The sequence below is a fragment of the Streptomyces sp. ISL-11 genome, from assembly GCF_018614525.1.
In the GTDB taxonomy this organism is placed as follows: Bacteria; Actinomycetota; Actinomycetes; order Streptomycetales; family Streptomycetaceae; genus Streptomyces.
In genome coordinates this window covers 1-9946 of record NZ_JAGGOL010000114.1, presented here as the reverse complement: position 1 = coordinate 9946, position 9946 = coordinate 1, and the positions used below count along the sequence as shown (strand labels likewise).

Sequence of the window (9946 nt, the reverse complement as noted above, 5' to 3'; positions counted from 1 at the left end):
AGCGCCGCATCTCCCGCACCGGGCTCGTGGCGCTGCAGGCCGCGGAGGGCCTGGCGCTGTTCGATGCCGCGAACCGCGCCGGCCTGCCCGTGGTCGTACCGGCCCGCCTGGAAGCGACGGCACTGCGCGAGCAGGCACGGTCCGGCGCCCTGCCGGCACTGTTCCACGGCCTCGTCCGTACGCCCGTGCGCCGAACGGCGCCGGCCGGTGCGCAGACAGGACGCGCGGAGTCCTCGCTCGCGCAACGGCTCGGCGGCCTCTCGAAGGCCGCGCAATACGAGGCCATGCGGGAACTCGTCCGTGAGCAGGTGGCGGCGGTCCTGGGCCACGAGTCGGCGGGCTCCGTGGCGGTGGACCGCCAGTTCCGGGAGCTCGGCTTCGACTCCCTGACCGCCGTCGAGCTCCGCAACGGGCTGAACACGGCCTCCGGCCTCCGCCTCCCGGCGACGCTCGTCTTCGACCACCCGACCCCCGAGGTGCTGGCGCAGTACCTGCTGGAGGAACTGGTCGGTTCTTCCCCGGACGCGGCGGACGCCGCCCCGGTGCCGGCGGCGGCCACCGACGAGCCGATCGCGATCGTGGGCATGAGCTGCCGGTTCCCCGGTGGCATCCAGAGCCCGGACGAACTGTGGCGGCTGGTCGCGGAGGGCGGCGACGCCATCGGCGGATTCCCCGCCGACCGCGGCTGGGACCTGGAAGCCCTCTACCACCCGGACCCGGACCACACCGGCACCAGCTATACGCGGGAGGGCGGCTTCCTCTACGAGGCCGGCGACTTCGACCCCGCCTTCTTCGGAATCTCGCCGCGCGAGGCCCTGGCGATGGACCCGCAGCAGAGGCTGCTGCTGGAGACGTCGTGGGAGGCGTTCGAGCGGGCAGGCATCGACCCGGTGACGGTGCGCGGTTCGCGGACGGGCGTGTTCGCGGGTGTGATGTACCACGACTACGGTTCGCGGATCGCCGCCGTACCGGACGGCCTTGAGGGCCACATGGGTATGGGCAGCTCCGGAAGCGTCGCCTCGGGTCGGGTCGCCTACACCTTCGGTCTGGAGGGCCCGGCGGTCACCGTCGACACGGCGTGCTCGTCGTCGCTGGTGGCTCTGCACCTCGCGGCGCAGGCGCTGCGACAGGGCGAGTGCTCGCTCGCCCTGGTCGGCGGCGTGACGGTCATGTCGACGCCCAGCACGTTCGTGGAGTTCAGCCGCCAGCGCGGCCTCTCGGCCGACGGCCGCTGCAAGGCGTTCGCCTCGTCCGCCGACGGCACCGGATGGGCGGAAGGCGCGGGCATGCTGCTCGTGGAGCGTCTCTCGGACGCGCGGCGCAACGGGCATCAGGTACTGGCGGTCGTCCGCGGCAGCGCCGTCAACCAGGACGGCGCCTCCAACGGCCTGACGGCCCCGAACGGCCCGGCACAGCAGAAGGTCATCCGGCAGGCGCTGGCGAGCGCCGGCCTCACCCCGGCCGACATCGACACGGTCGAGGCGCACGGCACGGGCACCACCCTGGGTGACCCGATCGAGGCCCAGGCGCTGCTCGCCACGTACGGGCGGGAACGGGACGGCGACCGGCCGCTGTGGCTGGGCTCGGTGAAGTCCAACATCGGCCACACGCAGGCCGCCGCCGGTGTCGCGGGCGTCATCAAGATGGTCATGGCCATGCGCCACGGAGTGCTCCCGAAGACCCTGCACGTGGACGAGCCCACGGCCCACGTCGACTGGTCGGCAGGCGCCGTGCGACTGGTGACGGAGCCCGTGGAGTGGTCGGACAACGGCCGGCCGCGCCGGGCGGGTGTGTCATCGTTCGGCGTCAGCGGTACCAACGCCCACGTCGTCATCGAGCAGGGCCCGCAGGAGGAGTACGAACCTTCTCCGGCCACGGACGGAGGGACCACCCCGTGGGTGCTCTCCGCGAAGGACCCGGCGGCACTGCGGGAGCAGGCCGCACGGCTGAGCTCGTACGTCGAGCAGCGCCCGGACCTGTGCCTGGCGGACATCGGTCTGTCCTTGGCGACCTCGCGGGCGGCGCTGGAGCACCGTGCGGTCGTGGTCGGTTCGGACCTCGACGAACTGACGGCCGGGCTGCGGGCGGTTGCCGAGGGTTCTTCTTCGGCCCAGGTGGTCGAGGGCGAGGCGGGGCGCGAGGGCAAGCTCGCGGTGTTGTTCTCGGGTCAGGGGAGTCAGCGGTTGGGGATGGGGCGTGAGCTGTATGACGCCTTCCCTGCCTTCGCGGAAGCCTTTGACAGGGTGTGCCGGGAGTTGGACCGGCAACTCGGCGAGTCCGTACGGGATGTGGTCTTCGGTGAGGATGCCGAGCTGCTGAATGAGACGGGCTTTACGCAGCCTGCCCTCTTCGCGATTGAGGTCGCTCTGTTCCGGTTGGTGGAGTCGTGGGGTGTGCGGGCGGATGTGCTGGCCGGTCATTCGATCGGTGAGCTGGCTGCGGCGCATGTGGCGGGGGTGCTGTCACTTGTGGATGCTGCGGCTCTCGTGGCGGCTCGTGGCCGGTTGATGCAGGCGCTGCCTTCCGGCGGCGTGATGGTGGCCGTCCAGGCGAGCGAGGACGAGGTCCTGCCGCTGCTGGCGGGCCATGAGTCCGAGGCGGGCATCGCGGCGGTCAACGGGCCGACGTCGGTGGTCCTGTCCGGCGCTGAGGACGCGGTCATGGCTGTCGTCGGCCGCCTGGAGGGTCGTAAGACCAAGCGCCTCACGGTCTCCCACGCCTTCCACTCCCCGTTGATGGAGCCGATGCTGGCGGAGTTCCGTACGGTCGCGGAGGGGCTGAGCTTCTCCGCCCCGGTGATCCCGATCGTCTCCACCCTCACCGGTGAGCTGGTGGCGGCGGATGAACTCTGCGACCCGGAGTACTGGGTCCGCCACGTCCGTCAGGCGGTCCGTTTCGCCGACGCGGTCACCACGCTGGCTGCGGAAGGCGCCCGTACCTTCCTGGAGATCGGCCCCGGCGGCGTCCTGACGGCCATGGCCCAGGACTCCCTGGACGAGACCGCCACCGCGATCCCGTCCCTGCGCACCGACCGCCCCGAGGACATCGCCCTCACCACGGCCCTCGCCCACCTCCACGTCAACGGCACCCCCATCGCCTGGCCCGCGTTCTTCGCCGGCCGTGCCGGTGACCGCCCCGTGGACCTCCCCACCTACGCCTTCCAGCGCCGCCGCTACTGGCTGGAGTCCGGTACCGCGGCCGGTGACCCGGCCTCGGTCGGGCTCACGGCGGCGGGGCACCCGCTCCTCGGTGCCGCCGTCGCGCTGGCCGATGGCGAAGGCGCCCTGCTGACCGGACGGTTGTCGCTGTCCGCCCAGCCCTGGCTGGCGGATCACACGGTGCTGGGGACGGTCCTCCTGCCCGGTACCGCCCTCGTGGACCTCGCGGTGCGGGCCGCCGACGAGGTGGGCTGCGGGCACCTCGACGAGCTGACCCTGGGCGCGCCGCTCGTCCTGCCGGCACAGGGTGCGGTCAGGTTGCAGGTCGTCGTGGGCGGCCCCGACGCGGCGGGCCGGCGCCCGGTGACGATCTACTCGCGCCCGGAGGCCGCCGACGCGGCCGACGCCTGGACCTCCCACGCGACCGGCACGGTCGCACCCGCCCTCGTCGCCGACGAGGACGCGTTCGACCTCGCGCAGTGGCCGGTCCCCGGCGCCTCCGCGGTGGATCTCGACGGCGCGTACGAGCGCCTGGCCGAACTCGGCCTCGGCTACGGGCCCGTGTTCCAGGGCCTCAAGGGGCTGTGGCGCCGCGGCGACGAGGTGTTCGCCGAGGTCACCCTGCCCGAGGGCACGGAGGCCGCAGGCTTCGCCGTGCACCCGGCGCTGCTGGACTCCGCGCTGCACGCGATCGGCCTCGGCGGACTGCTGCCGGACACCGGTCGGGCGCGCATCCCGTTCTCCTGGAGCGGTGTGGCCGTGCACGCCACCGGCGCCACCACGCTGCGGGTCCGGCTGACGGCCGCCGCGTCCGGCCAGGACGCCGTGGCACTGAGCCTCGCGGACGGTACGGGCCGGCCGGTCGCCTCGGTCGACTCGCTCGCCCTGCGCCCGGTCTCGGCCGACCAGCTCGCACAGGCACGGCCCAGCGGCGCGGACTCCCTGTACCGCGTCGACTGGACCCCCCTACTCACTCCGGAGGTTCCGATGAGCGGATCGTGGGTCGTGGTCGGTGACGACGACGGGCTGCGCGCGGCCGTCGAGGAAGCGGGCATGAGCGTCGCGTTCCACCCGGACCTGGCGAGCGTGCCGCACGCCGGTGGCGACGGGACGGGCGGCGCGCCCGCTCCCACCGTCGTCCTGGCGACCGTGGGCATCCACGCCGACAGCGACCGTCCCGCACACCACGCGCGGACCACCGCGCACCGCACGCTGGGCCTGCTCCAGGAGTGGCTCGCCGACGAGGACCGGGCGGACGCCAGGCTCGTCGTGCTGACCAGCAACGCCGTGGCCACGAAGGAGGGCGACAAGGAGGTCGACCCGGCCCAGGCGGCCATCCGCGGCCTGGTGCGCTCGGCGCAGACGGAGAACCCCGACCGGTTCGTCCTGGTCGACCTCGACCGCGACCCCGCGTCCGTACGGGCCCTTCCGGCGCTGCTCGACGCGGGGGAGGAGCAGTTCGCGGTACGCAACGGCGAGGTGCTGGTGCCCCGGCTGGCGCGGGCGGTGCCGGCGGCGGCCGAGGGCGTGGCCTTCACCGCCGAGGGCACGGTCCTGGTGACCGGCGCGTCCGGCACCCTGGGCCGGCTGGTGGCCCGCCACCTGGTGACCGAGCACGGCGTCCGGCAGCTGCTGCTGGTCAGCCGGCGCGGGGCCGCGGCCGAGGGCATGGCCGAGCTGGAGGCGGAACTGAGCGCGCACGGCGCCCGGGTCACCGTGGCGGCCTGCGACGTCGCCGACCGCGGCGCGCTGGCCGAGGTCCTGGCGGCTATACCGGACCAGTACCCGCTGACGGGTGTCGTGCACGCGGCGGGAGTCACGGACGACGGCATCGTCTCCGCGCTGACACCCGAGCGCATCGACCGGGTCTTCCGGCCGAAGGTGGACGCGGCGCTGCACCTGGACGAGCTGACGCGGGACATGGAGCTCTCGGCGTTCGTGCTGTTCTCCTCGGCGGCCGGCGTGTTCGGCAGCGCCGGGCAGGGCAACTACGCGGCCGCCAACGCGTTCCTCGACGCGCTGGCCCAGCAGCGGCGGGCGGCCGGGCTGCCGGCGGTGTCGCTGGCCTGGGGCCTGTGGGCCGAGAGCAGCGGCATCACCGGCGAGCTGAACGACGCCGACCGGGGCAGGATGGCCCGCAGCGGAGTCCTTCCGCTCTCCACCGAGGAGGGCCTGGCCCTCTTCGACACGGCCTCCGCGGCCGCCCCGGCCGGCGGGACGACAGTGGTGCCCGTACGACTGGACGAGGCCGGGCTGCGCGTCCGGGCCGCGGCGGGCTCCCTGCCCGCGCTGCTGCGAGGACTGGTGCGCGTACCCGCACGCCGGACAGCCGCGGCGAACGCGACGGTCACCGAGGCGCCTCCGCTCGCGTCGCGACTGGCCGGGCTCACCGAGGCCGAGCAGAACAAGCTGCTCCTGGACCTGGTCTGCGTCCACGTCGCCGCCGTGCTCGACCTGCCCTCGCCGAACGCCGTACGGCCCGGCCAGGCGTTCCGGGACCTCGGGTTCGACTCGCTGACGGCGGTGGAACTGCGCAACCGGCTGGCCTCCGCCACCGGCCTGCGCCTTCCCCCGTCCCTGATCTTCGACTACCCGACGCCCGATGACCTCGTGGCGTACCTGCGGGCCGAGACGGCTCCCGCCGGTGGCCCGGGCCGCGACGATCAGGACCAGGGCGTCACGGCGCTGCTCGCCGAACTCGACCGGATCGAGGCGGCGCTGAACCACGCGGCCCACGACGGCGACGGCCGTACCGCCATCGCGACGCGGCTCCAGTCCCTGGCGGCCCAGTGGGCGACGGACGCGGCCGCCTCGGACCCCGCCTCGGGGCAACAGGGCGCCAATGTCGACGACCTCCGGTCCGCGACCGACGACGAAATGTTCGACTTCATCGGCAAGGAATTCGGGATCTCCTGACCCTGCCCCTCCCCGTCATGTGTTTCCCGACCTTCCGCTCCATGGGCTTTCTGCAAGAGGTGACCTTCCGGTGAACGACCCTCAGGTGAACAACGAGGAAAAGCTGCGCTATTTCCTCAGGCGAGTGACAGCGGACCTGCACGAGGCCCGCGAGCGGCTGCAGGAGATCGACGAGGCTCAGCGCGAGCCGATCGCCATCACCGCGATGAGCTGCCGCTTCCCCGGCGGAGTCGCCTCGCCGGAAGACCTGTGGCAATTGCTCGTGGACGGCGGGGACGCCATATCCGGGTTCCCCACCGACCGCGGCTGGGACCTGGACGCGCTCTACGACCCCGACCCGGACACCCGGGGCACCAGCCATGTGCGGTCGGGCGGATTCCTCGAGGACATCGACCTGTTCGACGCCGGACTCTTCGAGATATCCCCGCGCGAAGCCCTCACCATGGACCCCCAGCAGCGCATCCTGCTGGAATCGTGCTGGGAGGTCTTCGAACGCGCCGGAATCGACCCGACCGCCCTCAAGGGAAGCCGCACCGGCGTCTTCGCCGGCGTGATGTACCACGACCACACGTCCGTACTCCAGCAGGCGGTCGAGGACGTCGAGGGCTACATCGGCACGGGCAGCGCGGCCAGCGTCGTCTCCGGCCGCGTCGCCTACACCTTCGGACTCGAAGGCCCGGCCGTCACCGTCGACACCGCGTGCTCGTCGTCGCTGGTGGCACTCCACCTCGCCGTACAGGCCCTCCGCCAGGGCGAATGCGACATGGCACTGGCCGGCGGCGTCACGGCCATGCTCACGCCCACTTCCTTCGTCGACTTCAGCCGCCAGCGCGGCCTGGCGGCCGACGGCCGCTGCAAGCCCTTCGCGGCGGCGGCCGACGGCACCGGCTGGGCCGAGGGCGTCGGCATGCTCCTCGTGGAGCGCCTCTCCGACGCGCGGCGCAACGGCCACCCCGTGCTGGCCGTCATCCGAGGCTCGGCCGTCAACCAGGACGGCGCCTCCAACGGCCTGACCGCCCCCAACGGCCCCTCGCAGCAGCGCGTCATCCGCCAGGCCCTCACCAACGCCGGCCTGTCCCCGGCGGACGTGGACGCCGTGGAGGCGCACGGCACCGGCACGACCCTGGGCGACCCGATCGAGGTCCAGGCCCTGCTCGCCACGTACGGGCGGGAACGGGACGCCGACCGGCCGCTCTGGCTGGGATCGCTCAAATCCAACGTCGGCCACACCCAGGCGGCGGCCGGCGTCGGCGGCATCATCAAAATGGTGCAGGCCATGCGGCACGGCGTCCTCCCCAGGACCCTGCACGTGGACGAGCCGACACCGCACGTCGACTGGTCGGCGGGCGCGGTACGCCTGCTCACCGACCCCGTCGCATGGGCGGGGGAGGGGCGCCCCCGGCGCGCCGGCGTGTCCTCCTTCGGCTTCAGCGGCACCAACGCCCACACCATCATCGAAGAGGCCCCCGAACCCGAACCCGTGGCGGGTGAGCCCGCCGAAGCCCGGCGCACCCCGGCCGTCCGCTCACTGCCGGCCCCCGTCGTCCTCTCCGCGAAGACGCCGCAGGCCCTGCGCGCCCAGGCCGGCCGCCTGCTGCGCCACACCGGTTCACAGCCCGGCACCGTGCCACTGGCCGCCCTCGGCCTCGCCACGGCGACGACACGCGCCGCACTCGACCACCGTGCCGCGGTCATCGCCACGGACCACGACGACCTGCGCGAGGCCCTCGACGCGCTGTCACGCGGCGAGGGCGCGGCAGGGCTGGTCACCGGTGTGGCCGCCGCGCGACAGACCGTCGCCCTGCTGTTCTCGGGTCAGGGGAGTCAGCGGTCGGGGATGGGGCGCGAGTTGTACGCGTCGTTCCCGGTGTTCGCGGAGGCTTTCGACGCGGTGTGCGGGGAGCTGGACGGGCGGCTGGAGCGTCCGTTGCGGGATGTGGTGTTCGGCGAGGACGCCGAGCCGCTGAACGAGACGGGCTTCGCGCAGCCCGCCCTCTTCGCGATCGAGGTCGCTCTCTTCCGTCTGGTGGAGTCGTGGGGTGTGCGGGCGGACTATCTGGCCGGTCATTCGATCGGTGAGCTGGCTGCCGCGCATGTGGCCGGGGTTCTGTCCCTGACGGACGCCGCGGCTCTCGTGGCGGCTCGTGGCCGGCTGATGCAGGCGCTGCCGCGCGGTGGTGTGATGGTGGCGGTGCAGGCCACGGAGGAGGAGGTCCTTCCGTTGCTGGCCGGCCACGAGTCCGAGGCAGGGATCGCGGCCGTCAACGGGCCGACGTCGGTGGTCCTGTCCGGCGCCGAGGACGCGGTCATGGCGGTGGTCGGGCGCCTGGAGGGTCGTAAGACCAAGCGCCTGTCGGTCTCCCACGCCTTCCACTCCCCGCTGATGGAACCGATGCTGGCGGAGTTCCGTGAGATCGCGGCCGGGCTGACCTACTCGGCCCCCACGCTGCCCATCGTCTCCACCCTCACGGGCCGGCTCGTAGCGGCTGACGAGCTGTGCGACCCCGAATACTGGGTGCGCCACGTCCGCCGGGCCGTCCGCTTCGCCGACGCGGTCACGACGCTCTCAGCCGAAGGCGTGACCACCTTCCTGGAGGTCGGCCCCGGTGGCGTCCTGACCGCCATGGCCCAGGACTCCCTGGACGAGACCGCCGCCACCGCCGTCCCGTCCCTGCGTACGGGCCGCCCCGAAGCGGAGGCTGTCACCACGGCCCTCGCCCACCTGTACGTACACGGCGTCGGCCTCGACTGGGAGGCGGTGTTCGCCGGCCGCGACACCGACCCCGTGGACCTCCCCACCTACGCGTTCCAACGCGAGCGGTACTGGCTCGAGACCCGCCCCGCCACCGGTGACCTCACCGGCGCGGGCCTGGGGTCAGCCGACCACCCGCTGCTGGGCGCCGCGGTGGGTCTGGCCGACGGTGAGGGGCTGCTGCTGACGGGACGGCTGTCCCTGGCGACCCACCCCTGGCTGGCCGACCACGTCGTCATGGGCACAGTGCTGCTCCCGGGCACCGCGCTGGTCGAACTGGCCGTACGGGCCGGCGACCAGGTCGGCTGCGACCGGGTCGACGAACTCACCCTCGCCGCTCCGCTGTTCCTGCCCGCCCAAGGCGGCATCCAGCTCCAAGTCATCGTCGACGGGGCCTCGGAAGAGGACCGGCGAGCCGTGCGCGTGTACGCGCGGCCCGACGACGCCTCCGCCACCGAACCGTGGACCTGCCACGCCACGGGCACGCTCACGGTCGGCCACCGTGAAGAGTTCGACCTCACCGAGTGGCCCCCGGCCGGGGCTACCCCGGTCGACTCTTCCGCCCTGTACGACCGCATGGCCGACCTCGGCCTGGAGTACGGGCCCGTCTTCAGGGGCGTACGGGCGGGTTGGCGCCGCGGCGACGAGGTGTTCGCCGACATCGCGCTGCCGGAAGGCGTGCACACCACGGGCTTCGGAGTGCACCCGGCCCTGCTGGACGCCGCCCTGCACGCCGTCGGCATGGGCGACTTCGTCGAGGACACCGGCCAGGGGCGGATCCCGTTCTCCTGGAGCGGCGTGAGCCTGTACGCGACGGGTGCCACGGCACTGCGCGTACGCCTGGCACCGGCCGGCCAGGACTCGGTGTCGCTGCGCGTCGCGGACGGCGCGGGCCGGCAGGTGCTCTCCGTGGACCAGCTGATGCTGCGACCGGTGACGGCCGACCAGCTGGCGGGGGAGAAGCGACCGCTGTACCGGGTGGAGTGGGTGCGGCGCGGTCTCTCGGGTGCTGAGGGAGAGGTCCAGGTCCAGGAGAGTCTTCCTGTTTCCGAGGCCGATGTCCCTGACGTTGTCGCGGTGTCGCTTGCGCCGAGTGATGGTGGCGGTGATGTGCGGGCTG

At 73.1% G+C, this 9946-nt stretch carries 1 protein-coding gene and 1 pseudogene; both read left to right on the top strand.

The features are described from left to right. Positions 1 to 5: 5 nt before the first annotated feature. Positions 6 to 6074 (top strand): annotated as a pseudogene (locus tag J7E86_RS22300) (SDR family NAD(P)-dependent oxidoreductase); the annotation flags it as partial. Between the two features lie 70 nt (positions 6075 to 6144). Further along, a partial coding sequence (locus J7E86_RS22295; protein WP_308312681.1) for a type I polyketide synthase occupies positions 6145 to 9946 on the top strand: 3802 nt, incomplete at its 3' end.